This window comes from Mycobacterium sp. 1274756.6, from assembly GCF_001668625.1.
Lineage (GTDB): Bacteria > Actinomycetota > Actinomycetes > Mycobacteriales > Mycobacteriaceae > Mycobacterium.
Genome location: NZ_LZLJ01000072.1, coordinates 16,125 through 40,730 on the forward strand (window position 1 = coordinate 16,125; position 24,606 = coordinate 40,730).

At 71.5% G+C, this 24,606-nt stretch carries 24 protein-coding genes; 8 read left to right on the forward strand and 16 right to left on the reverse strand.

Annotation, left to right across the window (positions count from 1 at the left end):
- Positions 1-9: 9 nt before the first annotated feature.
- Positions 10-1,080, forward strand: a complete 1,071-nt coding sequence (locus A5643_RS11040) for an alanine and proline-rich secreted protein Apa (RefSeq protein WP_066854945.1) — start codon at positions 10-12, stop codon at positions 1,078-1,080.
- A gap of 161 nt (positions 1,081-1,241) precedes the next feature.
- On the opposite strand, the gene A5643_RS11045 is transcribed toward A5643_RS11040, so the two are convergent.
- Positions 1,242-2,009 (reverse strand): CPBP family intramembrane glutamic endopeptidase, encoded by a 768-nt coding sequence (locus A5643_RS11045; protein ID WP_066854948.1) that lies wholly within the window; start codon positions 2,007-2,009, stop codon positions 1,242-1,244.
- 10 nt (positions 2,010-2,019) lie between these two features.
- Positions 2,020-4,395 carry a phosphoketolase family protein gene (locus A5643_RS11050; protein WP_066854951.1) on the reverse strand — a complete coding sequence of 792 codons (2,376 nt, stop codon included), beginning with the start codon at positions 4,393-4,395 and terminating at the stop codon, positions 2,020-2,022.
- Positions 4,396-4,465: 70 nt separating this feature from the next.
- Here A5643_RS11050 and A5643_RS11055 point away from each other — a divergent pair, with 70 nt between their 5' ends.
- Positions 4,466-6,844: a CoA transferase gene (locus A5643_RS11055; RefSeq protein ID WP_066854954.1), complete on the forward strand. Its 2,379-nt coding sequence runs from the start codon at positions 4,466-4,468 to the stop codon at positions 6,842-6,844.
- A gap of 58 nt (positions 6,845-6,902) precedes the next feature.
- Positions 6,903-8,375, forward strand: coding sequence for an acetyl-CoA acetyltransferase (locus tag A5643_RS11060; RefSeq protein WP_066854956.1), 1,473 nt, complete (start codon positions 6,903-6,905; stop codon positions 8,373-8,375).
- 8 nt (positions 8,376-8,383) lie between these two features.
- Here A5643_RS11060 and A5643_RS11065 read toward each other — a convergent pair whose 3' ends face one another.
- The 7 genes from A5643_RS11065 to A5643_RS11095 all read right to left on the reverse strand — a co-directional run bounded on the left by A5643_RS11065 (position 8,384) and on the right by A5643_RS11095 (position 16,242).
- Positions 8,384-9,616, reverse strand: coding sequence for an NAD(P)/FAD-dependent oxidoreductase (locus A5643_RS11065; RefSeq protein WP_066855089.1), 1,233 nt, complete (start codon positions 9,614-9,616; stop codon positions 8,384-8,386).
- Positions 9,617-9,746: 130 nt separating this feature from the next.
- A complete protein-coding gene (locus A5643_RS11070; protein ID WP_066854959.1) occupies positions 9,747-10,964 on the reverse strand; it encodes an alpha-hydroxy acid oxidase in 1,218 nt (405 codons plus the stop codon).
- A gap of 3 nt (positions 10,965-10,967) precedes the next feature.
- Positions 10,968-12,368, reverse strand: a complete 1,401-nt coding sequence (locus tag A5643_RS11075) for a mechanosensitive ion channel family protein (RefSeq protein WP_066854961.1) — start codon at positions 12,366-12,368, stop codon at positions 10,968-10,970.
- Positions 12,365-14,512 carry an adenylate/guanylate cyclase domain-containing protein gene (locus tag A5643_RS11080; RefSeq protein WP_066854964.1) on the reverse strand — a complete coding sequence of 716 codons (2,148 nt, stop codon included), beginning with the start codon at positions 14,510-14,512 and terminating at the stop codon, positions 12,365-12,367. Before A5643_RS11080 ends, A5643_RS11075 begins: the two co-directional genes overlap by 4 nt.
- A 79-nt stretch (positions 14,513-14,591) precedes the next feature.
- Positions 14,592-15,077 carry a nucleoside deaminase gene (locus tag A5643_RS11085; RefSeq protein WP_066854968.1) on the reverse strand — a complete coding sequence of 162 codons (486 nt, stop codon included), beginning with the start codon at positions 15,075-15,077 and terminating at the stop codon, positions 14,592-14,594.
- A gap of 31 nt (positions 15,078-15,108) precedes the next feature.
- Positions 15,109-15,642 (reverse strand): alkyl hydroperoxide reductase, encoded by a 534-nt coding sequence (locus A5643_RS11090; protein WP_066854970.1) that lies wholly within the window; start codon positions 15,640-15,642, stop codon positions 15,109-15,111.
- 12 nt (positions 15,643-15,654) lie between these two features.
- Positions 15,655-16,242 (reverse strand): peroxiredoxin, encoded by a 588-nt coding sequence (locus A5643_RS11095; RefSeq protein ID WP_066854973.1) that lies wholly within the window; start codon positions 16,240-16,242, stop codon positions 15,655-15,657.
- A 107-nt stretch (positions 16,243-16,349) separates the two neighbouring features.
- Here A5643_RS11095 and A5643_RS11100 point away from each other — a divergent pair, with 107 nt between their 5' ends.
- Positions 16,350-17,309 (forward strand): hydrogen peroxide-inducible genes activator, encoded by a 960-nt coding sequence (locus A5643_RS11100; protein WP_066854976.1) that lies wholly within the window; start codon positions 16,350-16,352, stop codon positions 17,307-17,309.
- A gap of 10 nt (positions 17,310-17,319) precedes the next feature.
- Positions 17,320-18,078: an enoyl-CoA hydratase/isomerase family protein gene (locus A5643_RS11105; protein WP_066854979.1), complete on the forward strand. Its 759-nt coding sequence runs from the start codon at positions 17,320-17,322 to the stop codon at positions 18,076-18,078.
- A gap of 4 nt (positions 18,079-18,082) precedes the next feature.
- Here the strand turns inward: A5643_RS11105 and A5643_RS11110 are convergent, their stop codons facing one another.
- Positions 18,083-18,286 (reverse strand): (2Fe-2S)-binding protein, encoded by a 204-nt coding sequence (locus A5643_RS11110; protein WP_066854981.1) that lies wholly within the window; start codon positions 18,284-18,286, stop codon positions 18,083-18,085.
- Positions 18,287-18,561: 275 nt separating this feature from the next.
- Here A5643_RS11110 and bfr point away from each other — a divergent pair, with 275 nt between their 5' ends.
- On the forward strand, positions 18,562-19,041 hold the full coding sequence (gene bfr, locus A5643_RS11115; protein WP_066855092.1) for a bacterioferritin: 480 nt from the start codon (positions 18,562-18,564) through the stop codon (positions 19,039-19,041).
- Positions 19,042-19,054: 13 nt separating this feature from the next.
- On the opposite strand, the gene A5643_RS11120 is transcribed toward bfr, so the two are convergent.
- From A5643_RS11120 to A5643_RS11135, 4 genes are all read right to left on the reverse strand, one after another.
- Entirely contained in the window at positions 19,055-19,513 is a 459-nt protein-coding gene (locus tag A5643_RS11120; protein ID WP_156628762.1) for an SRPBCC family protein, read from the reverse strand.
- Between the two features lie 49 nt (positions 19,514-19,562).
- Entirely contained in the window at positions 19,563-19,976 is a 414-nt protein-coding gene (locus A5643_RS11125) for a transglycosylase family protein (RefSeq protein ID WP_066854985.1), read from the reverse strand.
- A 66-nt stretch (positions 19,977-20,042) separates the two neighbouring features.
- On the reverse strand, positions 20,043-20,474 hold the full coding sequence (locus A5643_RS11130) for a DUF6188 family protein (RefSeq protein ID WP_066854988.1): 432 nt from the start codon (positions 20,472-20,474) through the stop codon (positions 20,043-20,045).
- 131 nt (positions 20,475-20,605) lie between these two features.
- A complete protein-coding gene (locus A5643_RS11135; protein WP_066854991.1) occupies positions 20,606-21,580 on the reverse strand; it encodes an esterase family protein in 975 nt (324 codons plus the stop codon).
- Between the two features lie 323 nt (positions 21,581-21,903).
- Here A5643_RS11135 and A5643_RS11140 point away from each other — a divergent pair, with 323 nt between their 5' ends.
- Positions 21,904-22,698 carry a DUF7159 family protein gene (locus tag A5643_RS11140; RefSeq protein WP_066854994.1) on the forward strand — a complete coding sequence of 265 codons (795 nt, stop codon included), beginning with the start codon at positions 21,904-21,906 and terminating at the stop codon, positions 22,696-22,698.
- A gap of 11 nt (positions 22,699-22,709) precedes the next feature.
- Here A5643_RS11140 and A5643_RS11145 read toward each other — a convergent pair whose 3' ends face one another.
- On the reverse strand, positions 22,710-23,261 hold the full coding sequence (locus tag A5643_RS11145) for a YceI family protein (RefSeq protein WP_066854997.1): 552 nt from the start codon (positions 23,259-23,261) through the stop codon (positions 22,710-22,712).
- Between the two features lie 7 nt (positions 23,262-23,268).
- Positions 23,269-23,844 carry a TetR family transcriptional regulator gene (locus tag A5643_RS11150; RefSeq protein WP_066855000.1) on the reverse strand — a complete coding sequence of 192 codons (576 nt, stop codon included), beginning with the start codon at positions 23,842-23,844 and terminating at the stop codon, positions 23,269-23,271.
- Positions 23,845-23,917: 73 nt separating this feature from the next.
- On the opposite strand from A5643_RS11150, the gene A5643_RS11155 reads away from it, so the two are divergent.
- Complete coding sequence (locus A5643_RS11155; RefSeq protein ID WP_066855004.1) at positions 23,918-24,580, forward strand: class I SAM-dependent methyltransferase; 663 nt, start codon at positions 23,918-23,920, stop codon at positions 24,578-24,580.
- Positions 24,581-24,606 lie beyond the last annotated feature (26 nt).

A 24,606-nucleotide genomic window follows, 5' to 3' on the forward strand; every position in this document is an offset into this window, starting at 1 on the left:
TTTTGCGCCATGGAGCAGGTGGATCCGACATCGAACCGTAAAACACTGTGGGGGACGTTGGCGGTCGCGGCGGCGACCGGAGCCAGCGCGGTGACGATCGCGTTGCCGGCGACCGCACTCGCCGACCCGCCGCCGCCGCCGGCGCCGCCGACCACGGAGCAGGCGCCACCGCCGGAGAACCCGCCCGCCCCGCCGCCACCGCCGGGTGAGGCCCCGCCGCCGGCACCCGGGCAGGCCCCGCCGCCCGCGCCGGGACAGGCTCCGCCACCGGCCGACCCGCTGGCCCCGCCGCCACCGCCCGCGCCGCAGCCGGCCCGCATCGACAACCCGGTGGGCGGGTTCAGCTTCGTGCTGCCCGCCGGCTGGGTGGAGTCCGATGCCACCCAGCTCAACTACGGTTCTGCGCTGCTGAGCAAGGAGATCAGCCCCGGCGAGTTCGGGCAGCCCCCGGTGGTCGCCAACGACACCCGCATCCTGCTGGGCCGCCTCGACCACAAGCTCTACGCCGCATCGGAGGCCGACAACGCCAAGGCGGCGTCGAAGCTCGCCTCGGACATGGGCGAGTTCTACATGCCCTACCCGGGTACCCGGGTCAACTCGGAGAACGGTGAGCTCACCGCCGGCGACCTCGCCGGCAACTCGTCGTTCTACGAGGTGAAGTTCACCGACGAGACCAAGCCCAACGGCCAGATCTGGTCCGGTGTGGTCGGCGACGCCGGCACCGACGACGCCAGCAGCAACCGCTGGTTCGTGGTGTGGCTCGGGACCGCCAACGACCCGATCGACAAGGCGGCCGCCACGGCGCTGGCCGAGTCGATCCGCCCGTTCACCGCGCCGGAGGCCCCGCCGGCCCCCGGTGAGCCGCCGGTGCCGGGCGCCCCGCCGGCTCCCGAGGCACCCGCTCCGCCGCCGGCACCCGGTGCACCGCCCGCCCCGGAGGCCCCGGCACCGCCACCGGCACCGGGCGCTCCGCCGGCGCCTGCCCCGGCGCCCGGCGTCCCGCCGGCTCCGGCGCCGCCTGCACCACCCGCACCGCCCGCGCCACCGGCACCGCCCGCACCGCCGGCTCAGCCCGCCTGATCAGGCGCGGGCCGGTCCCGTGGGTCGTTCGTACGCATCGAGCGCCGTCGAGTGAAGAACCTCGGCGGCGCTCGACGCGTCTGACCGCCAGGGTTCAACACTCGGCGGGGGTTATCGCTCGCGCCGGGCTGCGCCGCCGGCGCGGACGGGTCAGGCGCGCGTCAGGCGGAGAGCTGCCAGACCAGCGCCGCGGCGAGTGCGCCCATCCCGTTGAGCGACCAGTGCAGCGCGATCGGCGCGATCAGGCTGCCGCTGCGCCGCCGCAGCCAGGTGAACACGAACCCGGCGGCCCCGGTCGCCAGCACCGCCAGCACCACCCCGGCGAGCATGCCGAGCACGCCGCCACCGAACAGCCGGGTGAACCCGACGTTGCTGCTGGTCAAGCCCAGCGAGGTCGCGACGTGCCACAGCCCGAACAGCAGCGACCCGGCGGCCGCGACCCCACGGAAGCCCCAGGCGCGGTCCAGCGCGCCGTGCAGCACCCCGCGGAACGCCAGCTCCTCGGGGATCACCGTCTGCAGCGGGATGATGATCATCGAGGCGACCAGCGCGCCGGAGAGCGTGGCGTAGTGGTTGTTGAGGAACATCGCCCGGGTCCACGGCAGCGCCGCCCCGACGGCGACGACCGAGAGCACCACCGCGACGGCGCCGAGCGCGTAGCCGGCGCCGGAGCGCCAGTGGTCGCGGCCGAGCCCGAGTTCGGCCCAGCCCAGCCCCTGGGCGCGGACCAGGATCACCAGGCCGACCGCCGCGAGCGGGACGGTGGCCACCCCGGCCCACGGGGTGGTGAAGTGCGCGATGAGGTTGGTCAGCGCCAACACCACCACCACGACCGCGATGTCGACGTACACCCGCGCCTGGGTCAGCGCGCTGAGCTGCAGGGATAGCGGGTGGGGGTGGGGCGCCGCGACGGCGGGGGCCTGCTGCATTCGGCCCAGTTTACCGGCTGTTCGACCAGGTCCAGTCCGTGATCGCGGGGTCGTCCTCGCCGTGCTCGCGGGTGTAGGCCCGCGCCGCCAGCCGGGCGTCGACCATTCGTTGGCGCAGCACCGCGGCGCGACCGCCCAGGCTCGGCACCCGGTCGATGACGTCCATCACCAGGTGGAAGCGGTCCAGGTCGTTGAGCATCACCATGTCGAACGGCGTGGTGGTGGTGCCCCGCTCCTTGTAGCCGCGCACGTGCAGTCCGGCGTGGTTGGTGCGCCGGTAGGTGAGCCGGTGGATCAGCCACGGATACCCGTGATAGGCGAAGATCACCGGCTTGTCGGTCGTGAACAGCGTGTCGAACTCCCGGTCGGACAACCCGTGCGGGTGGTCGGTGTCCGGCAGCAGCCGCATCAGGTCGACGACGTTGACCACCCGGACCGCCAGGTCCGGCAGCTCGCGACGCAGGATGTCGGCGGCGGCGAGGGTCTCCAGGGTGGGCACGTCCCCGGCGCAGGCCAGCACCACGTCGGGTTCACCGGTGGTGGTGCCGGCCCACTCCCAGATCCCCACCCCGCGGGTGCAGTGCGCCACCGCGTCGGCCATGTCCAGGTAGCTCAGCTGCGGCTGCTTGCCGGCGACGATGACGTTGACGTAGTTGCGGCTGCGCAGGCAGTGGTCGGCCACCGACAGCAAGGTGTTGCCGTCCGGCGGCAGGTAGACCCGCACCACCTCGGGGCGCTTGTTGGCCACCAGGTCGATGAACCCGGGGTCCTGGTGCGAGGCGCCGTTGTGGTCTTGGCGCCACACGTGCGAGGTCAGCAGATAGTTCAGCGAGGCGATCGGGCGCCGCCACGGCAACTCCCGGCTGACCGTCAGCCATTTCGCGTGCTGGTTGAACATCGAGTCGACGATGTGCACGAACGCCTCGTAGCAGCTGAACAGCCCGTGCCGCCCGGTGAGCAGGTAGCCCTCCAGCCAGCCCTGGCAGAGGTGTTCGGAGAGCACCTCCATCACCCGGCCGTCGGGGGAGAGGTGCTCGTCGCTGGGCAGGGTGTCGGCCAGCCACACCTTGTCGGTGGCGTCGTAGACGGCGTCGAGCCGGTTGGAGGCGGTCTCATCGGGGCCCATCAACCGGAACCGGTCGGGGTTGCGGGCCATCACGTCGCGCAGGAAGCCGCCCAGCACCCGGGTGGCCTCGTGGGTTTCGGTGGCCGGCTGCGGCACCGCGACCGCGTAATCGCGGAAGTCGGGCAGGTCCAGATCGTGCAGCAGCAGCCCGCCGTTGGCGTGCGGGTTGGCGCTCATCCGGCGGTCGCCGTCGGGTGCCTGGGCCCGCAGCTGCGAGCGCAGCCGCCCGGCCTCGTCGAACAGCTCCTCGGGGCGGTAGCTGCGCAGCCACTCCTCGAGCTGGGCGCGGTTCTCGGCGTTGTCGCGGGTGCCCGCCAGCGGCACCTGGTGGGAGCGCCAGGTGCCCTCGACCTGCAGGCCGTCGACGGTCTTGGGTCCGGTCCAGCCCTTGGGGGTGCGCAGCACGATCATCGGCCAGCGCGGCCGCTCCCCGGACCCGTCGGCGCGGGCGGCCCGCTGGATGGCCGCGATCTCGTCGAACGCCTCGTCGAGGGCGGCGGCCAGCGCGCGGTGCACCGCCGCCGGTTCGTCGCCGGCGACGGTGATCGGGCGGTGGCCGTAGCCGCGCAGCAGGCTGTCGAGTTCTTCCTCGGGGATGCGGGCCAGCAGCGTCGGGTTGGCGATCTTGTAGCCGTTGAGGTGCAGGATCGGCAGCACCGCGCCGTCGCGGGCCGGGTTGAGCAGCTTGTTGGAGTGCCAGCTGGCGGCCAGCGGCCCGGTTTCGGCCTCCCCGTCGCCGATCACGCAGGCCACCACCAGCTCCGGGTTGTCCAGCGCGGCCCCGTAGGCGTGCACCAGCGAATAGCCGAGCTCGCCGCCCTCGTTGATCGAGCCCGGCGTCTGGGCGGCCACGTGGCTGGGGATGCCGCCGGGGAAGGAGAACTGGCGGAACAGGGCGCGCAGCCCGTCGGTGTCCTCGGTGATGCCGGTGTAGACCTCGCTGTAGGTGCCTTCCAGGTAGGCGTTGGCGACCAGGCCGGGACCGCCGTGGCCCGGCCCGGTGACGTAGATGACGTCGGCGTCGCGTTCCCGGATGACGCGGTTGAGATGGGCGTAGACGAGGTTGAGGCCCGGGGTGGTGCCCCAGTGCCCGAGCAGCCGCGGCTTGATGTGCTCCGGTGCCAGCGGTTCGCGCAGCAGCGGGTTGTCCAGCAGGTAGATCTGACCGACCGACAGGTAGTTGGCGGCTCGCCAGTAGGCGTCGATGGCGGCCAGGTCGTCCTCGTCCAGGGTGCGGGAAGGAGCGGTTTGTGCAGTCATCTCTCCCATTGTCCCGATTTCCGGCCCGGCCGTGGGACGTCGCCGCGGCCTCGTTGCCTACGCTGGCGGGGTGTTGCTGGAATCGGTACGGGTGCTGGATCTCTCCGGCGGCGACGCCGACGCGGTGACCCGGGTCTTCGCCGACCTGGGCGCCGACGTCCTCAAGATCGAACCGCCCGGCGGCTCCGCGGCGCGCAGCGCCGCGCCGACGCTGGCCGGGGTGAGCATCCCGTTCGGGCTGGACAACGCCAACAAGCGCGCCGCCGTGCTCGATCCCGACGACGACGCCGACCGGCGCCGGCTGGCCGCGTTGGCCGCCGGGGCCGACATCGTCGTCGACAGCAACGGCCGGGCCGGCGCCTACGGAACCTCCTGCGCGGAGCTGGCCGACCGCCACCGGCACCTGGTCGCGGTGGCGGTCAGCGACTTCGGCGCCGACGGCCCGCGCGCGTCCTGGCGGGCCACCGACCCGGTGCTCTACGCCTTATCCGGGGCGCTGTCGCGGTCCGGGCCCACCCACGGGACCCCGGTGCTGCCGCCGGTGGGGATCGCCTCGGCCACCGCGGCGGTGCAGGCGGCCTGGGCGACGCTGGCCGCCTACTACCGGCGGCTGCACTGCGGGGTCGGTGACTACCTGGACTTCGCCCGGTTCGACGCGGTGGCCATCGGCCTGGACCCGGTGTTCGGCACGCACGGCCAGACCGCCGCCGCCCAGCGGTCACCGGACCGCTGGCGGGGCCGGCCCCGCAACCAGGACGCCTACCCGATCTTCGCCTGCCGGGACGGCTATGTGCGGATCTGTGTGATGTCGCCGCGGCAGTGGCACGGCCTGCGGGCCTGGCTGGGCGAGCCGGACCGGTTCCAGGGTCCCGAGTTCGACCGGATCGGGGCGCGGTTCGCCGCCTGGCCGCAGATCAGCGAACTGGTGGCCGCGCTCTTCGCCGATCAGACCCGCGCGGAGCTGGTGGCCGCCGGGCAGGCGCACCGGGTGCCGATCGCGGCGGTGCTGGACCCGGCCGAGGCGCTGACCGCCGAGCATTTCCGTGCCGTCGGCGCGATCACCGACGCCGACCTGGCTGCCGGGGTGAGCGCCGCGGTCCCGGTCGGCTACTTCACCGTCGACGGCGCCCGCGCCGGGCTTCGCCGGCCGGCGCCGACCGTGGGCGCCGACGCAGCGGACTGGTCCGACGCCGCGCCCGCCGCGCCGTCGGCACCCGGCGACACCGGCGACTACCCGTTCACCGGCCTGCGCATCCTGGACCTGGGCATCATCGTCGCCGGCGGTGAGACCAGCCGGCTGTTCGGGGATCTGGGGGCGGAGATCATCAAGGTGGAGAGCGCCGAGCACCCCGACGGGTTGCGCCAGACCCGACCCGGCCAGCCGATGAGCGAATCGTTCGCCTGGGCGCACCGCAACAGCGCGGGGCTGGGCCTGGACCTGCGCAGCGCCGAGGGCGCGGCGCTGTTCGAGCGGCTCGTCGCCGACGCCGACGCGGTGTTCGCCAATTTCAAGCCGGGCACCCTGGCCGCGCTCGGCTTCGACTACCCGCGCCTGCACGCGATCAACCCGCGCCTCGTGCTGGCCGAGAGCAGCGCCTTCGGCGACACCGGGCCGTGGAGCGACCGGATGGGCTACGGCCCGCTGGTGCGGGCCACCACCGGGGTCACCCGGCTGTGGACCGCGCCGGCCGGCGCCGACGACGGCGACGGACGGCACCCGTTCTACGACGCGACGACGATCTTCCCCGACCACGTCGCCGGGCGGGTCACCGCGATCGCCGCCCTCGCCGCGCTGATCCACCGCCGCCGTCGCGGCGGCGGCGCCCGCGTCCACATCGCCCAGACCGAGGTCGCGGTCAACCAGCTGGCCGTGCACTACGTCACCGAGGCGGCCCGCGACCGCGGCGCGGCCCCGGTGGCGGCCGACACCGAACTGCACGCGGTCTGCCCGGCCGCCGGCGACGACGAATGGTGCGTGGTGTCGATCTGCGACGACGCCGACTGGCACACGGTCAGCGCGGTGCTGGGCCGGCCCGAGCTCGCCGCCGATCCCCGCTTCGCCGACGGCGCCGCGCGCCGGGCGCACCGCGCCGAGGTGACCGGGCTGCTGGCGGAGTGGACCCGGCTGCGCGCACCGCTGTCGGCGGCCACCGAGCTGCAGGCCGCCGGGATCGCGGCGGCCCCGATGAACCGGCCGCCCGAGCTCGCCGAGGATCCGCAGCTGCGGCACCGCGAGGTCTTCGCCGCCATGACCCATCCGCTTTTCGACAACCCGCTGCCGGCCGAGACCGGCCCGGCGCGGTACCGGCGCATTCCCGCCGCACCGACCCGGCCGGCCCCGCTGCCGGGTCAGGACACCCGCCGGATCTGCCGGGAGGTGCTGGGGCTGCCCGCGGCCGAGATCGAGCGCCTGATCGAGGCCCGCGTACTGTTTGCCGCACCCGGGTGAGCGCAGCGCGCGGCCGGGTTCGTCCGTTGGCGTTCGTTCGAGATGGGAAGGTTTCGCGATGACGCTCGACCCGAGGACCCCGGTGCTGGTCGGCTACGGGCAGGTCAACAACCACGACGACGAAACCGTCGAACCGGTCGACCTGATGGTCGCCGCCGCCCGGCAGGCCGGCACCGCGCCGGTGCTCGCGGCGGTCGACGCGATCCGAGTGGTCAACATCCTCTCCGCCCAGTACCGCGACGCGGGCCGGTTGCTCGGGGAGCGGCTCGGCGCCGCCGCGCCGGCGACCGGCTACACCGGGGTGGGCGGTAACACCCCGCAGTCGTTGCTCAACCGGACCTGCCTGGACATCCAGCACGGCCGCGCCGAATTGGTGCTGCTGGCCGGCGCCGAGACCTGGCGCACCCGCACCCGGCTGCGCGCCCAGGACAAGCGGCTGGCCTGGACCCGGCAGGACGAGTCGGTGCCGATGGCCGAGTGCCTCGACGAGAACGTGCCGATGGCCGGGCCCGGCGAGGAACGGATCCGGTTGGACCGGCCCGCCTACGTCTACCCGCTCTTCGAGCAGGCGGTGCGGGTGGCCGCCGGGGCGGGCGTCGATGCGCACCGCCGCGCGATCGGTGCGCTGTGGGCGCGGTTCGCCCAGGTCGCCGTGGACAACCCGCACGCCTGGATCCGCCGGCCGGTCACCGCCGAGGAGATCTGGCGGCCGGGCCCGTCGAACCGGATGATCAGCTGGCCCTACACCAAGCTGATGAACTCCAACAACATGGTCGACCAGGGTGCGGCCCTGCTGCTCACCTCGGTGGAGAACGCACGGCGGTTGCAGATCCCTTCGGAGCGTTGGGTTTTCCCGCACTCGGGCACCGACGCCCACGACACCTACGCGATCGCCGAACGCGCGGAGCTGCACCGGTCGCCGGCGATCCGGATCGGTGCGGCCCGCGCACTGCAGCTGGCCGGCTGCGGCGTCGACGACATCGCCCACGTCGACCTGTACTCGTGCTTCCCGTCCGCGGTCGAGGTGGCCGCCGCCGAGATCGGGCTGGCGCTCGACGATCCGGCCCGCCCGCTCACCGTCACCGGGGGCCTGACGTTCGCCGGCGGCCCGTGGAACAACTACGTCATGCACTCGATCGCGACGATGGCCGAGCGGCTGGTCGCCGACCCCGGCCGGTACGGGCTGGTCAGCGCCAACGGCGGGTATCTGACCAAGCACAGTTTCGGTGTCTACAGCACCGAGCCGCCGCGGGCCGGGTTCCGCTGGGCGGACGTGCAGGAGGCGGTCGACGCCGAGCCGACCCGGGTCGCGCTGGTGGAGTATGCCGGGCCGGGCACCGTGGAGTCGTGGACCACGCCGTTCGACCGGGACGGCCGGCCCGCCAAGGCGTTCCTGACCGTGCGCACCCCCGACGACGCGCGCACGCTGGCCTGGATCGCCGATCCCGCGGCGGCCGCGGACACCGTCGAGGCCGAGTTGGCCGGCGCGCCGGCCACCGTGCACGCCGACGGCTCGGCCACCCTGGACTGAGGCGGCGCTCAGCCGGTCAGGTCGCTCACCGGGACCGCGGGGTCGGCCAGCCGGGACGGGTCGACCGCGGTCTTGGCGCGGATGAGCGCCTTGATGTCGTCGAGGCCCTCCCAGATGTTGACGTTCATCCCGGCCAGCACCCGGCTGTCCTCGTCGAGCCAGAACGCCACGAACTCGCGGCCCGCCACGTCGCCGCGGGTCACCACCTGCGCGTAGTGCGGGGCGTGGCCGACGTACTCCATACCCAGGTCGTATTGGTCGGTGAAGAAGTAGGGCAACTCGGTGTACTCGGCGGATTGGCCGAGCATGCCCGCGGCGGCCACCGCCGGTTGCTTGAGCGCGTTGGCCCAGTGCTCGGTGCGGATCCGGGCGTCCAGCAGCGGGTGCTGGGCGGCGGCGATGTCACCGACCGCGTAGATGTCGGGATCGCTGCTGCGCAGCCCGGCGTCGACCGCCACACCGCCGTCGGCGGTCTCCAGCCCGGCCTGTTCGGCCAGCTCCAGGTTCGGTTGCGCCCCGACCGCCACCAGCACCGCGTCGGCGCGGATCTGGGTGCCGTCCTCGAGCTTCAGCCCGGTCGCGGTCCCGTCGGCGGTGGTGATCTCGGCGACGCCGGTCTGCAGCCGCAGGTCCACGTCGTGCGCACGGTGCAGGTCGGCGAAGACCTCGCCGAGCTCGGCGCCGAGCGCGCGCAGCAGCGGCGCGGCGGCGGCCTCCACCACGGTGACCGTGGTGCCGCGCTGGCGGGCCGAGGCGGCCACCTCCAGACCGATCCAGCCGCCACCGATCACCGCCAGCGACGCCCCCTCGCCGAGCACGCCGTCGAGGGCGGTGGCGTCATCGACGCTGCGCAGATAGTGCACGGCGGCGGCGTCGGCGCCGGGGATCGGCGGGCGTCGGGACCGCGACCCGGTGGCCAGCAGCAGCTTGGCGTAGTCGACGGTGGCGCCGTCGGCCAGCGTGACGGTGTGGGCGGTGGGGTCCACCGCCGTGGCCCGCGTTCCGAGCCGGAGGTCGACGCGGTGGTCGCGGTACCAGTCGGCGTTGTGCACGGTGAACTCGGCGAGGGTCTTCTTGCCGGCCAGAAACTCCTTGGACAGCGGCGGGCGTTCGTAGGGCAGCTGCTGCTCGTCGCCGATGAGCACGATGTTTCCGTCGAATCCTTTGTCGCGCAAGGCTTCCACGGCTTTCGCCCCGGCCAGCCCGGCTCCGACGATGACGAAGGTCTGCGAATCTGCCATGATCATGTGCTCCGTTCGGCCGGGGACCCGTTGTTGCGCGCAACCGGTGCCCCGGCAGATTTGTTCCCGACCCGGCTCAAGGTTAAGGAAACCCGGCGCGGCGCGCACCGGTTATCGCGCCGCTACCGGTTCAGTCCAGCAACTTCACGTGCGCGGGGGTGAGTTCTTCCAGGCAGGTCACGCCCAGCAGCCGCATGGTGCGGGTGATCTGGTCGGTGAGGATCTCGATCGCGCGGGTGACGCCGGCCTGCCCGCCGGCCATCAGCCCGTAGAGGTAGGCCCGGCCGATCAGGGTGCAGCGCGCCCCGAGCGCGACCGCGGCGACGATGTCGGCGCCGGACATGATGCCGGTGTCGAGCAGGATCTCGGTGTCGGCGCCCAGTTCCCGCGCCACCGTGGGCAGTAGCCGGAACGGGGCCGGGGCGCGGTCGAGCTGCCGGCCGCCGTGGTTGGACAGCACGATCCCGTCGACACCGAGGTCGGCCATCCGGCGGGCGTCGTCGAGGGTCTGCACGCCCTTGACCACGCAGCGGCCGGGCCACCGGCTTGTGATCCAGGCCAGATCGTCCCCGGTGACGCCGGGGTCGAACATGGTGTCCATGTACTGGGCGACGGTGCCCGGCCAGCGGTCCAGCGAGGCGAACGCCAGCGGTTCGGTGGTCACCAGGTTGAACCACCAGGCCGGTCGGCGCGCCGCGTCGAGCACGGTGCGCAGTGTCAGCGCCGGCGGGATCGCCATGCCGTTGCGGCTGTCGCGCAGCCGGGCCCCGGCGGCCGGGCAGTCGACGGTCACCAGCAGCGTGTCGTAACCGGCGGCCGCGGCCCGGTCCAGCAGCGCCATCGAGCGATCGCGGTCGCGCCACATGTAGAGCTGGAACCACCGGCGTCCGTGCGGGACCGCGGCCGCGACGTCCTCGATCGCGGCGGTGCCCAGCGTGGACAGCGAGAACGGGATTCCGGCCGCGGCGGCCGCGGCCGCGCCGCCCAGTTCGCCCTCGGTCTGCATCAGCCGGGTGAAGCCGGTCGGGGCGATCCCGAACGGCAGCGCGACCGGACCGCCGAGTACGTCCCAGCCGGTGCGCACCGTGGTGACGTCGCGCAGCACCGATGGCTGGAATTCGATGTCGCGGAAGGCTTGTCGCGCCCGTGCCAGCGAGATCTCCTCCTCGGCAGCGCCGTCGGTGTAGTCGAACGCCGCCCGCGGGGTGCGACGCCGGGCGATGTCGCGCAGATCCTCGATCGTCAGTGCGTTGCGCAGCCTGCGCCGCGTCGGGTGCAGGTCGGGCCGGCGCAGCCGGATCAGTGGCGTCAGCTCACCGAGTCGGGGCACCCGCCGGGTGACGGCCACCGGTCAGCCCTCCGTGCTGGCCAGTGCGCGCTGCAGACCGTCGCGTTGCTCTTCGATGGCGCGGCTGATCTCTTGTAGCAGCAGGGGTTTGCGGTGCACCAGGGCGATCAGGTAGTTGCGGTCGACCTCGACCACGGCGGTCTCCACCACCGCCCGGGCGGTCGTGACCACCGATTCCCGGGTCAAGGTGGTCTCGCCGAGGTAGCCGCCGGTGGTCAGCGTCCGGACCGGGACCGGCTCGCCGTCGGCGCCGAGCGCGCTCACCTGGACCTGCCCGGTCATCAGGCAGGTCAGATGGTCGGGCACCTGACCGGGCGATTGCAGGATCTCGTCGGCCCCGTAGCGGGTGAGCCGGACGTGCCCGCGCAGTTCGTGGCGGTCGTCGGCGCCCAGGCGCAGGATCGGCGCCAGCATGTCCAGCGCCTCGTCGATCCGGTCGGGGGTGGCGAAGTCGTCGGTGTAGCGGTCCAGGTGCAGGCCCTCACGGCGAGCGGCGTACCACAACCAGCGCAGGAAGGTGGTGCGGGCAGCGAAGTCGTCGGCGGGGGAGCGCAGCGGAATCGACGTCGAGTACTCGTTCGCCCCGGTCGGTACGCTGCTGACCGCGGTTCCGGCGCGCCGCTGCGGGAGCCCGTCACCGACCCGGTTCAGCAGCCGGCACACCCGGTCGGGCGCGTCACCCAGACCGAACACGGTGCTCACCGAGATGGAGTGTTCGGCGGGCGGCCGGCTCAGGTTGGTGAACGAGGCGGCCGCGAGCACCGAGTTGGGGATGACCAGCACCCCGGTGCCCGCGCGGATGTGGGTGGCCCGCCAGTTGACCTCGATGACCCGGCCGCGCCCCGAGGTGGTGTCGATCCAGTCGCCCAACTGGAAGGGCTGCTCGAACAGCACCAGCAGCCCGGAGATGATCTGGCCGACCGAGTTCTGCAGGGTCAGGCCCAGCACGATCGAGGTGATGCCCAGCGCGGTGAACAGCCCGCCCACGTTGGCGCCCCAGATGTAGGACAGGATCAGCGCGACCCCCACCGCGATCAGCACGAACCGGGCGACCTCGAGGAAGATCGCCGGCATCCGGCGTCGCCACGACCCTTCCGGGGCGCTTTGGAACAGGGTCGCGTTGAACCCGGAGAGCACCAGCAGCAGCACCGCGAACCCCAACAGGGTGGCCACGATGCGCACCCCGGTGACCTCCGGCGAGATGTCGCCGGCCTTGACCAGCAGGATCAACAGCGCGGCCAGCGGCAGCAGATAGGTGCGCACCAGCGCGACCGGCCGGGCGAGGGCGCTGTCCCGGCGCAGCAACGCCTGATGGAGTTCGGTGAGCACCAACAGTGCCAGCGGCAGGCCCAGACCGACCCCGGCGGCCCAGAAGAACCAGGGCTCGTGCAGCACGCTGGTCACGGCTCGTGCTCCACCTGACGCCAGACGGTCTGTTCGACGCCGTTGACGATGATGGTGCCCGCCGAGACGAACTCGTGGTCATTGCCGGCGACCTCGTGGACCGCGGAGGTGAGGTAGACGCCGGGGCCGGTCATGTCGTTCTTCAGCCGGTAGGCGAGGTTGACCGTCGATCCCCACATGTCGTAGGCGACGCCGGACCGGCCGATCAGCCCACTGGTCACCGGCCCGCTGTTGATGCCGACCCGCAGGCGCAACGCGGTGTCGTTCTCCCGGTTGAACCGGTCGACGATGTGCTGCAACTCGACTGCGAAATCGACTGCGCGCCGGCCACTGTCGAGGCGGGGCACGCTGAGCCCGCAGGCGGCCAGATACCAGTCGTGCAGGGTCTGCACGGGTTCGACGCCCAGGCTCTCCGCGGCCGCGTCGAATTGGCGCACCAATTTGTTGACCACAGAAAGCGATTCGTCGGAATCCAGTTGGGCGGAGAACGCATCGAGGTGGTCGATCTCGGCGGCGATGACGGTGAGGTCGGAGTGTTCCAGGGCGGTCGTGTCGTCGCCGTCGCGATAGTGCTCGGCCGCGGCTTCGGGCATCACCGAGCGCAGCAGCCGCTCGTTCTCTTCGCGCTGTTGGCGGATGAGGTCTTCCTTGGCGGTCAGGTTGTGCCCCATGTTGTTGAACGCCACGGTGAGATCGCCGAGTTCGTCGTGCGAGAGCACCGGCAGGTTCAGGTCGTAGTCGCCGGCGCTGACCTGCCGCGCCCCGGCCATCAGTTGCCGGACCGGGCGGACGAAGATGCGGGCGAGGGCCATCGCGGCGAGGCAGATGACGAAGATGATCGCCACCGTCGACAGCACCAGGGTCTTGGTGAACGCGGCCACCGGGGCGAAGGCCTCGGCGGTGTCGATCTTGGCGATGATGACCCAGTTCAGCCCGCGCAGGGTGACCGGCGCGTAGGACTGCAGTGTCTGGTTGCCCAGATAGTCGCGGGTGATGAGGTTTCCGGTCTGGCCCTGGGCGGCCAGCCGGGTGGATTCCTCGGCGATCGGCTGCACCAGCATGGTCCCGCCCTGCCGGATCGCCTTCTCGACCACTTCCGGTGCGGTCCCGGCCCGCACCACCTCGCGCTCATAGCGCTCGGGGTCCTCCAGGAACAGCCGCGAGTCCGAGCGCATCAGGTTGTCCGGGCCGACCAGGATGGTCTCGCCGGTCTGGCCGAGCCCGGCGCCGGTCCATTTCTGGGCCACCGTCATCAGTCGGTTGAGCTTGGCGATCGGGAACTGCAGCGCCAGCACGCCGAGACGCGCCGAGCCCCGGTTGACCGCGGCCAGCACCCATGCCGTCGGTTCGCCGGCCGGCTCGTATTCGGCGAAGTCGGCGCCCCCGACGTAGTCCACCGCGCGGGAGTTCAGCGTCGCCCGGTAGGCCGCGGCGAGGTTGCTGTTCTGGTACGGGCCGGAGAACACATTGGTGCCCAGGTCGACGTTCTTGTAGGCCGAGTAGACGACGTTGCCGTGGGTGTCGAGCAGCAGCGCGTCCTCGAAACTCGACCGGGTCACCAGGGTCCGGAAGAAGTCGCTGTACCGGGCGTTCGCCGCCGACCAGGCGCTGCCGTCGCCGGCATCGTCGTCGTCGATGCCTGCCGCGGGCTCCGAGCGGGTGATGGTGTAGTTCAGCTGCAGGTATTTCTGGGCGCGGGAGGTGGGCAGCAGCCCGGTGATGTCGACCGCGGAGCCGGTCTCGACTTCCTCGCGTTCGCCGATCGTGTGCTCGTAGTAGCGCCGGATCTCGGCGTCCTGCTCCCGGGTGATCCTGGCGGTGGTCAGCTTCGCGAAGCCGTTGGTGAACGCGGTGAGCGCGTCGGCGACCGTCTCGCCGCGGGTGTGGACGATCATCGTGTCGCGCATCTCGTCGAACTGCGCTTGCAGCGTTCGTTTCTGGGCGGACCGGATCGAGGTCAGCCGGTCCATCGCCGCGGTTTCCAGCGAATCGCGGCCGGACCGGAACCCGATGTACCCGACCACGGCGGCCGAGACGACGCTGGTGACCAGCATCATCAACAACAACTTGGATTGGATGCTCACCCGCCGCCGGCGGGGCGCCGGCGGCGGGGGGCCGGCGGACTCTGCCGAAGAGTCGCTCATCGGTTCCTTCGCGGTCGGTGTGTCAGCTGCCCTCTCGGGTTCGAATCGCCTGACAGCCTAGCTCGCGAGGGGGCGCCGCTCAGGCCGAACGCCGGTACCGCGCGGCGTAGAGCGCCTTCATCTCCTCTTCGAATTCGGCGGCCGGACCGTCGACGACCGCCCGCGGGAGCACGGTGGTGATCGGCAGGGTGGCCACCGGCGCCGCCGGCGCGCCCCACTCGCTGAGCCACCCGCTGAGCTGCACCGCGGAGGTGGCGTAGACGATGCGGCCCAACCCGACCCAGCCGTGGGCGGCCGCGCACATCGGGCAGTGTTCACCGGAGGTGTAGACCGTCGCCCGCACCCGTTGGACGGGAGCCAGGTGCTCCGCCGCCCAGCGGGCGAGCGCGAATTCGGGGTGTGCGGTCGGGTCGCCGCCGCCGGTCCGGTTCCGGTCCTCGGCGCGGATGGTGCCGTCGCCGTCGACCAGCAGGGAGCTGAACGGCTCGTCGCCGTCGGCCAGCGCCTCCCGGGCCAGCTCCACGCAGCGACCCAACCGCTGCAGATCAGCCTCGCTCAGCGCCACGCGGCCAGTCTACGGTCGGGGTGGGCGCGCTTCAGCTGCCGGCCAGCGCCTCGCCGGCCATGATCGCCTGACCGACGCCGGCGACGATCGACGCCGCCTTGAGGGCCTCGAAGATCGCCTCCCGGCCGACGCCTTCCTGGCGCAGCGTGTTCTCGTGGGCGACCACGCAATGCGAGCAGCCGTTGATCGCCGACACCGCCAGGCACCACAGCTCGAAGTTCGCCTTGCTGACCCCGGGGTTGCCGATGATGTTCATCCGCAGTCCCGGTCGCAGGTCGTCGTAGGCGCCGTCGAGGAAGCCGCGGCCCCGGTAGAACACGTTGTTCATGCCCATGATCGACGCGGCGCCGAGGGCGGCGTTGTAGGCCTCGGCCGACAGGATGTCGGCCGCCTCGGCACCGATCTCGGCGAGCACCCGCTGGTTGCGGGTGCTCGCGGCGCAGCTGAGCAGGGTGCCCCACAGCTGCTCTTCGTCGAGCGCGGTGGTGCGGGTCAGCGACCCGAGGCTGAGCTTGAGATCCTTGGCGTACTCCGGCAGGGCGTTTCGGAGGTTCTCGACACTCATCAGCGCTCTCCTTTACACCGACTCTTGCAGCAGCTCGCCGGCGTCGATCGTCGGGTCGCCCTTCTTCCAGTTGCAGGCGCACAGCTCGTCGGACTGCAGCGCGTCGAGCACACGCAGCACCTCGTCGACGTTGCGGCCCACCGAGCCGGCCGTCACCGAGACGAACTGGATCTCGTTGTTCGGGTCGACCAGGAAGGTGGCGCGGTCGGCCACACCCTCGTCGTTGAGGACGCCGGTGGCCTCCACCAGCTCCCGCTTGATGTCGGAGAGCATCGGGAAGGGCAGGTCTTTCAGGTCCTCGTGCTGGGCACGCCACTGGAAGTGCACGAATTCGTTGTCCACCGAGGCGCCGAGCACCTGCGCGTCGCGGTCGGCGAACTCATCGTTCAGCTTGCCGAACGCCGCGATCTCGGTGGGACAGACGAAGGTGAAGTCCTTCGGCCAGAAGAACACGACGCGCCACTTACCCGGGTGGTCGTCGCTGGAGATGGTGGTGAAGTAGTCCTCCGGCGCCTTGGCGTCGACCTTCGACAGATCTCCGGGCACCAACGCCGTGAGCCGGTAGCTGGGGAACTGGTCACCGATGGTCAACAGAGACATGACACTCCTTTTTTGAGTTACTTCAGGTGGTTGAAAACTCGGCACCACTCATTCTGCCGCATCACCACTATAAATGAAAGGTGATACTTCCCACTATACTGATAAGCATGACCGATAAGAGCTATCAACCTACCCTCGCCGGTCTGCGTGCGTTCGTGGCCGTCGCCGAGAACCATCACTTCAGCACGGCGGCAACAGTTCTCGGGGTCAGCCAGTCGACCCTGTCGCAGGCGCTCGCCGCGCTCGAGGCCGGGCTCGGGGTGCAGCTGATCGAACGCTCGACCCGCCAGGTCTTCCTGACCCCGGAGGGCGAGGAACTACTGCCGTCCGCGCAGGCGGTGGTCGACGCCGCTGCGGCGTTCACCGCGGCCGCGGCCGGGTCGTCCGACCCGTTGCGCGGCACGCTGCGCATCGGCCTGATCCCGACGGTGGCGCCCTATGTGCTGCCGGGCATGCTCACCGGGCTGGCCCGGCGGCTGCCCGAGTTGAAGCTGCGGGTCGTCGAGGACCAGACGGCGCGGCTGTTGACCACGCTGCGCGAGGGCGCCCTCGACGCGGCCCTGATCGCGCTGCCCGCCGAGGTGGGGGGCCTGACCGAGCTCCCGCTGTATGACGAGGATTTCGTCCTGGCCCTGCCGGTCGGGCACCCGCTGGCCGGCAAACGGAAAGTGGACCCGACGGTGCTGGGGCGGCTGCCGCTGCTGTTGCTCGACGAGGGCCATTGCCTGCGGGATCAGACGCTGGACGTGTGCCGCGGGGCGGGCGTGCGACCCGAGTTGGCCGACACCCGGGCGGCGTCGCTGGCCACGGCGGTGCAGTGCGTGGCCGGCGGGCTGGGCGCGACGCTGATCCCGGCGAGCGCGGTCGAGGTGGAGGCGGCCCGCAGCCAGCTGGCCCTCGCCCGGTTCGGCGTCCCGCGGCCCGGCCGGCGGATCGGGCTGGTGTTCCGCACCTCCAGCGGCCGCGAGGAGCACTACCGGCGGCTGGCCGACGTCCTCATCGAGGCGCTGGGGGCCGACCCGGCGGTGCGGCCGTGGCGCACGACGGCCGCCGCCGCGCGCGGTTAGGCTGCCGGACGTGATATTGCAGATCGATGACCACGACCGGGTGCGCACCCTCACGCTGAACCGGCCGGAGGCCCTCAACGCGTTCAACGAGGCGCTCTACGACGCGACCACCGACGCGCTGCTGGCCGCGGCCGAGGACCCGCAGGTCGCCGTGGTGCTGCTCACCGGCGCCGGACGGGCCTTCTCCGCCGGCACCGATCTCACCGAGATGCAGGCCCGCGTCACCGACCCCGACTTCACCCCCGGCAGGCACGGGTTCACCGGGCTCATCGAGGCGTTGAGTCGCTTTCCCAAACCGCTGGTCTGCGCGGTCAACGGGGTCGGGCTGGGCATCGGGGCCACCGTGCTCGGCCACGCCGACCTGGCGTTCATGGCGACCACCGCGCGGCTCAAGTGCCCGTTCACCAGCCTGGGGGTGGCGCCGGAGGCGGCGTCGTCGTATCTGCTGCCGCAGCTGATCGGGCGGCAGAACGCGGCGTGGATGCTGTTGTCCTCGGAGTGGATCGACGCCGCCGAGGCACAGCGGATGGGGCTGGTTTTCAAACTCTGCGAGCCCGCCGAACTACTGGCCGAGGCGCGCCGGCACGCCGAGATCATCGCCGCCAAGCCGATCGCCAGCCTGATGGCGGTCAAACACGCCATGGTCGAGCCGACCCGTCCCGAGATCGCGGCGGCCAGCCGACGCGAGAACGCTCACTTCGCCGAGTTGCTCGGCGGTCAGGCCAACGCCGAGGCACTGGCCGAATTCACCGGCCGGCGCAGCGAATGAGGTTTTAGACCAGCTCGAGCATCTTGGCGCCGGGCGGGCAGAGGGACTCCGAGACCGTGGCGATGATGGAGCGGACGGTGCACCGGCAGCGACCGCAGTCCGAGCCGGCGCCGCACATCGCCGCTACCTCGCGGGAATTCGAGGCGCCCGCGGCGACCGCGTCGGACACTGTCTGAGTCGTCGCACCGACACACAGACACACATACATCAACGCACCCCTACTGGATCTGGTCGCATCACCGGTTCGAAAACGGTTCGACGAAGTACCTCATGTTAGCCGAGTCTAACCTAAGCTCGTTAGTGGAGTCTAACCTAACTAGTCGGGCGTGCCGCGCACGAACGCCACGCCCGGAACGCGGTTGCGCGCAAAGCTCGCCCCGCGGTGTCGCGCTGGACTAAATTCGAAGCTGGCAGCCCTCGGCGGTGCACAGCCCGCGCCGCCGGCGCCGCTGGCTATCAGACGATTGCGACAAGGGAGTGACCATGCAGGGCGATCCGGAGGTCTTACGCCTCCTCAATGAACAGCTCACCAGCGAGCTCACCGCGATCAACCAGTACTTTCTGCACTCGAAGATGCAGGAGAGCTGGGGTTTCACCGAAGTTGCCGAGCACACCCGGGCCGAGTCGTTCGAGGAGATGCGGCATGCCGAGCTGCTGACCGACCGGATCCTGCTGCTCGACGGGTTGCCGAACTACCAGCGGCTGGGTTCGCTGCGGATCGGCCAGACCCTGCGCGAGCAGTTCGAGAGCGACCTGGCCATCGAATACGACGTGCTCGACCGGCTCAAGCCCGGGGTCATCATGTGCCGCGAGAAGCAGGACAGCACCAGCGCTGCACTGCTGGAGAAGATCGTCGCCGACGAAGAGGAGCACATCGACTACCTCGAGACGCAGCTGCAGCTGATGGACAAGCTCGGCGAAGAGCTCTACTGCGCCCAGTGCGTCTCCCGGCCGCCTTCCTGAGCCGACCGCGGGATCAGCGCTGCTCGGCGACGGCTTTGATCCGCTCGAGCGTGCGGGTCATGTCGCGAATGTTGTTGCGGCGGCGCAGCCAGCCGCCGAACACCCAGTAGTACAGGGTGGTCAGCGGGGAGTCGGCCAACCGGAACGACTCGGTGACCGACACCCCGTCGGCGGTGGGGGCCAGCCGGTAGTGCCAGGTGTTGAGGGCGCGGTCGCCGGCGAGCACCGCGAAACCGAACTCCTCGCCCGGGACGCAGGCGGTGACCCGGCAGGTGGTCCAGTAGACCGGGCCGATGCCGTTGCGCCGCACATGGCCGCGGAACCGGGCGCCGAGCGCCGGGCCGGTCGCGCCGTCGAGCCACTCGGCTTCGAAGGTTTCGGGGGAGTACCGGCCGATCTGGGTCACGTCGGCGATAAGCTCCCACACCGCCTGCGGCGGGGCTGCCATGGTGACCGTCGCCGAACCCTGCATGAAACCATCCAAGCACGGATCAGTACGCCGCGGTACGGCGGCGGATGGTTCAGCGGCCCGGGACGAACAGCCCGATGATCTCGTTGACGCTGTTGACCAGGTAGGAGCCGCGGGGCGCGCCCCAGGTCGCCGGCGGGGCGCCGCGGTGGGAGCGCGCGCAGGTCGGCCAGGCGCCGGGGCCCTGGTTGGCCATGATCCGGTTGGCGACCGCGATCTGCTGTTCGCGGCTGGCGGTCGCCGGGGAGCCGGTGCCGCCGTGGGCGCGCCAGGTCGACTGGCTGATCTGCAGACCGCCGTAGAAGCCGTTTCCGGTATCGGCGGACCAGTTCCCGCCGGATTCGCATTGTGCGACGGCGTCCCAGTTGACGGTGTCGGCGGCGGCCACCCCGCCGGACAGCGCCAGACCTGCGGCGGCGACGGCGACGACGGTGGCGGCTCGGGTGGCGCGGCGGGCGGCGATCATGCCCGGTATGTCGCCGATTGTTCACGAAGTGTTACCCGGCCGTTACCGAACGCTGCTCGGGGCGCCTCAGCCGCCGGCGGCGTCGCTGTCGTCGTCGAGGTCGTGGCGCACCACCCGGACCCGGCCGCGGCGCAGGCAGGCGGCGTAGCCGTGGTATTTGCAGTACAGCTCCCAGGCGGGTTCCGGGCCGGGGGAGACCTCGATGCGGTGACCGCTGGCCAGCTCCAGCCGGAGCTCGCCGTCGTCGTCGAAGGCGAAACCGGTGCAGCGGGTGCCGGCGAAGTCGAACAGCGGCCGCTGCACCGCGGTGGCGGCCCGGGGATCGATGGCGACGGTTTCAGCGGGATGCGGGCCGGTGGGCGGCAGGTGCAGCCGGATCGGCACCGAGATCACCAGCTCGTTGTAGCCGTCGAGGCTCAGCACCAACCCGTCGCGGAAGGAGATCCGCTCCACGACGCAGTCCTCGATCCAGGGCCCGGCGGGCCCGGCACCGGCCATGGCACCATCTTGCCGGTTTCTGCGGCGCGGGCAAGGGGTGGCGCACAGGTCCGCCCGGACGGGGCACCAAAAGAACTGAGGCCCGACCGGGTATCCGGTCGGGCCTCAGCCTCAGTGCTGCGGAGCGTCGCTCAGGCGGCGCCCAGGTGGCTCTGCAGGTCCGGCTTCATCTGCTGAAGCTGCGCACCCCAGTACTCCCAGCTGTGCGTGCCGTAGTCCGGGAAGTCGAACACCGCGTTGGTGCCCCCGGCGGCCTCGTAGGCCTCCTGGAACTTCTTGTTCTGGCCGATCATGAAGTTGCTCTCCAGGAAGGTGGCCGGGATGTTGTCGCCGCCCAACTCGTTGGGGGTGCCGTTACCGCAGTACACCCACAGCCGGGTGTTGTTGGCGACCAGCTTGGCCACGTTGACCGTCGGGTCGTTGCGCTGCCAGGCCGGGTCGTCGTCCGGGCCCCACATGTCTTCCTTCTTGTAGCCGCCGGCGTCACCCATGGCCAGGCCGATCCAGCCCTTGCCCTCGGAGGGGTTGACGTAACCGGACAGCGACCCCGCGTAGGTGAACTGGTTCGGGTGGTAGATGGCCAGCGTCATCGCCGAGGACCCGGCCATCGACAGGCCGACCGCGGCGTTGCTGGACTGGCTGACGCCGTACTGCGAGGCCAGGAACTGCGGCAGCTCGCTGGTCAGGAAGGTCTCCCACTTGTAGGTGGTGCAGCCCGCCTTACCGCAGGCCGGCTTGTACCAGTCGGCGTAGAAGCTGGACTGGCCGCCGACCGGCATGATCACCGACAGGCCGGAGTCGTAGTACCACTCGAAGGCGGCGGTGTTGATGTCCCAGCCGTTGTAGTCGTCCTGGGCGCGCATGCCGTCGAGCAGGTAGAGGCCCGGCGACCCCTGGCCGCCGCTCTGGAACTGCACCTTGATGTCATGGCCCATCGAGGCGGACGGCACCTGCAGGTACTCCACCGGAAGGCCGGGCCGGGAGAACGCCCCAGCTGTGGCCGTTTCTCCAGCCAATCCGATCAGCCCGGGCAGCGCTGCGGCCGTCACGGCACCGATCATCAGCCGGCGAACCCAGCTGCGTTTCTTCTCGTTGACGTTTCCCATACCTAACCTTTGCATCCGTGGGCAGTCCTTACGCCTCGGCAGAATTTACCGTGCAAGGGGCGCGATGTCGATTCGGGCACACCGCGGTGCCCGCCGGTTCATTGCGATTCTGCATCATCTGCCACCGTCGGCGCCAGATGATGATAAGGGACCCGTAGTGGCGGCGCCAGCCCCCGACACGTAGGCTCGGCGGGCGTTGAGCCGATGAAGACCACGCCGTCTCGGCCGGATCTGGTGCCTGCGCCACCCCCTCACCGTCAGACAATCCCGACGCGCCGGTGGCCGCGAACCGACCGGGCCGAGCGCGATATGAGGTAGGGATTTTGGACACGGTACTGGGGCTGTCGTTGACGCCGACCGCTGCGGAGCGGGTGATCGTCGCCGGGCGTGACGCCGGCGGATCCCTGCTGAACTGCGACACGGTCGAGACCCCGGCCGGCGGCGGCGCCAGCACCGCCGAGGCCGCCGCCCGGGTGGTGGAGACGGTCATGCGCTCGCAGGCGCTGAGCGCGGAGAACGGCAGGCTCATCCGCACCATCGGGGTGACCTGGGCCGACGATGCGGTCGCCGAGGCGGCGCTGGTGTTGGAGAAGTTGGCCGACGCCGGGCTGGACTACGTGGTGGCGGTGCGTTCGGCGCAGGCGGCCGAGGCCGTCGAGGCCGGGTCCGCGCTGACCGTCGGGCACGGCGCCGCGGTGGTGGCGGCACGGAACGTGGCGTTCCCCGACGCGGTGGTGGCCGGGGAGCCCGCCGCCGCACCGCCGGCGGCGGCGCCGGCCGCCTCACTGCGTTACACCGGTGCGGTGGCCGCGGTGGTCGTCGGTGCCCTCAGCTTCGTCGTCTCGCTCTCGCTGGCGGTCAGCCTGCAGAACACCCCCGAGCGGGACTTCGGGCCGATCGAGCGGGTGGCCACCACGACCGAGACCGTGTTCGATCGGGCGCCGCAGCAGATGACGCCGCCGGCCGCGCCGCTGGGGATCGATGCGCCCGAGCCGCCCGCCGACGCTGAGCCCGACCCGGAGCTTCACGTCGAGCCGGAACCCGAAGCCGATCCTGAGATCGAAGCCGGGGCCGAGCCGCCGGCCGACGCCCCCGGCGACGAATCGGCGCCGGAGTAACGCCCCGGCCCTCAGCCGGTCTTGGCGTGGGTGGCACCAAAGGAGACGCTGACCGCGTCGGCCACCCGCAACGTGCCCAGCAGCATCGCGTAGGGCCGCACCCCGAACTCGCTTTGGCGCAGCTCGGTGCGCGCCGACATCGCCCAGAACTCGTCGAAGTCCTCGGTGTGCAGCTCGATGACCTGCTTGCGTGTGACGCCGTGGATCTGCAGCGTCCCGGCCAGCCGGTAGCCGCCGGGGTGCGGGTCCACCGTGGTGGCGGTGAACTCGATGTGCGGATGGCTGCGCGCGCCCAGGACCCGCAGCGCGTTGAACCGCACCAGTGCTTTTTCCGGGCCGGTCAGCGCGCTGAGCCCGCCGTCACCGCGGCGCACCTGCAGCGAGCCGACGTCGGCGCGCAGGGCCGCCTCGACCGGCTCGCCCGCCCGCCAGCGCACTCGCGCCCGCCAGGACTCGACGGCGATCGTCAGCCGGTGGCCGAACGCGGCGGCCGGGCCGGTGACGTCGGTGTGGACCAGGAGTTGCCCGTCGGTTTCGTCGAGGGTCCACGCACTGTCGGACATCCCGCCATTATCGCAGCAGCAACCGCGCTGATTTCTCCAAACGGTCGGCAATCTCTTGGTAGGAGCCATATCCCATGCCTGCGCGCAGCAGCGCACCGGCGTACAGCAACTCCAGTGAGTCGACGAGTTCGGGGTCGGCCTCGCGTCCGAGCGCGTCGCTGAGTTGCCGCCTGATCTCCGCGCCGACCCGCAGCCGCAGGTGTTCGACGTCGGGGTCGGCGCCCAACAGCGCGCTGGTCACCGCGCCGGCCAACTCGGGCTCGTCGGCGACCAGCAGCGCGATGTGGCGCAGCACCCGCACCGCCTGTTCGGCGCCGTCGCCCCGGCCGGTCGGCGGTGGCGGGGGAGTGGAGGCCAGCCGGCGCCAGAAAATCTCGGCGACGAGGTGCTCCTTGGAGGAGAAGTAGGTGTAGGCGGTCGCCGCGCCGACCCCGGCCTCGGCGGCGACCAGCCGAACGGTCATGCCGGAGAACCCTTCTCGGCGCAACACCTCGACGGCGGCGCGCCCCAGCCGGTCGACGGTATCGGCTTGTTTCGCCGTCAGCCTGCGGCGCGTCGATTCCCGAGCAACCGGACTGGACACATGTCCAGACGCTACTACAACGCCCCGGGGGCGGCAAGAAACCCCACGCCGCCCGGGCGGTACCTTGCCCTGCATGGTCTCCTCGACGCCACCGGACACCGCACGCCTGTTCGCGCTCGCCGAGCGGGTGCGCGGATTCCTGCCCGCCGACGAGGGCACGGCGCTGCACGAGGCGGCGCTGGACGTCCTCGACGGCGGGGTGGCCGTGGAGATCGGCACCTACTGCGGCAAGTCGACGGTGCTGCTCGGCGCGGCGGCCGCAGCTCGCAACGCGGTGCTGTTCACCGTCGACCACCACCACGGCTCGGAGGAACACCAGCCGGGCTGGGAGTACCACGATGCGTCGCTGGTGGACCCGCACAGCGGCCGCTTCGACACGCTGCCGCAGGCGCGCCGCACCCTCGACGAGGCCGGCCTCGACGACACCGTGGTGGCGGCGGTGGGGAAGTCGGCGGTGGTGGCGCGGGCCTGGCGCACCCCGCTGCAGCTGCTGTTCATCGACGGCGGGCACACCGACGAGGCCGCGCAGCGTGATTTCGACGGGTGGGCGCCCTGGGTGCAGCCCGGCGGCGCCCTGGTGATCCACGACGTGTTCCCCGACCCGGCCGACGGCGGCCAGGCGCCGTATCGGATCTATCTGCGGGCTCGCGAGTCCGGCCAGTTCCGGGAGCACCGCGCGGTCGGGTCGCTGCGGGTGCTGCGCCGGGAGTCCGGGGTGCCCGGGCAGCCGATCTGACCGTGGCGCGCGAAAAGCTGACCGTG

What these genes read in the sequence shown, in the direction of transcription:
- A5643_RS11040 (WP_066854945.1), top strand. Translation starts at nt 10, where the DNA reads ATGGAGCAGGTGGATCCGACATCGAACCGTAAAACACTGTGGGGGACG.
- A5643_RS11045 (WP_066854948.1), bottom strand. Translation starts at nt 2,009, where the DNA reads ATGCAGCAGGCCCCCGCCGTCGCGGCGCCCCACCCCCACCCGCTATCC.
- A5643_RS11050 (WP_066854951.1), bottom strand. Translation starts at nt 4,395, where the DNA reads ATGACTGCACAAACCGCTCCTTCCCGCACCCTGGACGAGGACGACCTG.
- A5643_RS11060 (WP_066854956.1), top strand. Translation starts at nt 6,903, where the DNA reads ATGACGCTCGACCCGAGGACCCCGGTGCTGGTCGGCTACGGGCAGGTC.
- A5643_RS11065 (WP_066855089.1), bottom strand. Translation starts at nt 9,616, where the DNA reads ATGGCAGATTCGCAGACCTTCGTCATCGTCGGAGCCGGGCTGGCCGGG.
- A5643_RS11080 (WP_066854964.1), bottom strand. Translation starts at nt 14,512, where the DNA reads ATGAGCGACTCTTCGGCAGAGTCCGCCGGCCCCCCGCCGCCGGCGCCC.
- A5643_RS11090 (WP_066854970.1), bottom strand. Translation starts at nt 15,642, where the DNA reads ATGAGTGTCGAGAACCTCCGAAACGCCCTGCCGGAGTACGCCAAGGAT.
- A5643_RS11095 (WP_066854973.1), bottom strand. Translation starts at nt 16,242, where the DNA reads ATGTCTCTGTTGACCATCGGTGACCAGTTCCCCAGCTACCGGCTCACG.
- A5643_RS11100 (WP_066854976.1), top strand. Translation starts at nt 16,350, where the DNA reads ATGACCGATAAGAGCTATCAACCTACCCTCGCCGGTCTGCGTGCGTTC.
- A5643_RS11110 (WP_066854981.1), bottom strand. Translation starts at nt 18,286, where the DNA reads ATGTATGTGTGTCTGTGTGTCGGTGCGACGACTCAGACAGTGTCCGAC.
- bfr (WP_066855092.1), top strand. Translation starts at nt 18,562, where the DNA reads ATGCAGGGCGATCCGGAGGTCTTACGCCTCCTCAATGAACAGCTCACC.
- A5643_RS11120 (WP_156628762.1), bottom strand. Translation starts at nt 19,513, where the DNA reads ATGCAGGGTTCGGCGACGGTCACCATGGCAGCCCCGCCGCAGGCGGTG.
- A5643_RS11125 (WP_066854985.1), bottom strand. Translation starts at nt 19,976, where the DNA reads ATGATCGCCGCCCGCCGCGCCACCCGAGCCGCCACCGTCGTCGCCGTC.
- A5643_RS11130 (WP_066854988.1), bottom strand. Translation starts at nt 20,474, where the DNA reads ATGGCCGGTGCCGGGCCCGCCGGGCCCTGGATCGAGGACTGCGTCGTG.
- A5643_RS11135 (WP_066854991.1), bottom strand. Translation starts at nt 21,580, where the DNA reads ATGGGAAACGTCAACGAGAAGAAACGCAGCTGGGTTCGCCGGCTGATG.
- A5643_RS11145 (WP_066854997.1), bottom strand. Translation starts at nt 23,261, where the DNA reads ATGTCCGACAGTGCGTGGACCCTCGACGAAACCGACGGGCAACTCCTG.
- A5643_RS11155 (WP_066855004.1), top strand. Translation starts at nt 23,918, where the DNA reads ATGGTCTCCTCGACGCCACCGGACACCGCACGCCTGTTCGCGCTCGCC.